The sequence below is a fragment of the Mycobacterium sp. E136 genome (assembly GCF_001666865.1).
GTDB lineage: Bacteria > Actinomycetota > Actinomycetes > Mycobacteriales > Mycobacteriaceae > Mycobacterium.
Map to the genome: position 1 here is coordinate 1 of NZ_LZJE01000112.1, position 606 is coordinate 606.

1 protein-coding gene is annotated in these 606 nt (G+C 61.6%); it reads left to right on the top strand.

Translation table 11 applies throughout. The features are described from left to right. The coding region (locus A5698_RS28910; protein ID WP_502688888.1) for a glycosyltransferase family protein at nucleotides 1-606 on the top strand (606 nt) is incomplete at both ends.

The window sequence follows — 606 nt, forward strand, 5'->3', positions numbered from 1 at the left end:
GAGCTGAGCAGAACGCTGACGTCTCTTGCGAAGGGCGTCGACCTGCTCTTCACTGGTCTGGTTTTCGAGGAGGTCGCTGGCAACGTCGCGGAGTATTACGACATTCCGTTGGCCACGCTTCATTACTTCCCGATAAGACCCAACGGCGAGCTCCTCTCATTCCTGCCGCCACGATTCCGCCGCTCGACCATGCTGGCGCATGAACGGCTGACTTGGCGCGGTACCAAAGAGGTAGTAAACGCGCAGCGCCGCGAACTGGGATTGCCCGAGGCAGTACTGCCCTACACGCGACAGATCACCGAACGTGGATCGCTGGAAATCCAGGCCTATGAGGAGGCCTGCTTTCCTGGATTGGCGGAGGAGTGGGCGGATCTCGACGGCCAGCGGCCTTTCGTCGGAGCGCTGACGATGAACCAGCCGACCGATACCGATCAGGAGGTTGCGTCGTGGATCGGCGCAGGCAGGCCACCCATCTATTTCGGCTTCGGCAGCATCCCCGTCGACTTGGTCGAGTCTGCTGACAGCGTGTTCGCCATGATCACGGATGCGTGCGTGGAGCTGGGTGAGCGGGCGCTGATCTGCTCTGGATGGAGCGGCTTCAGCGAG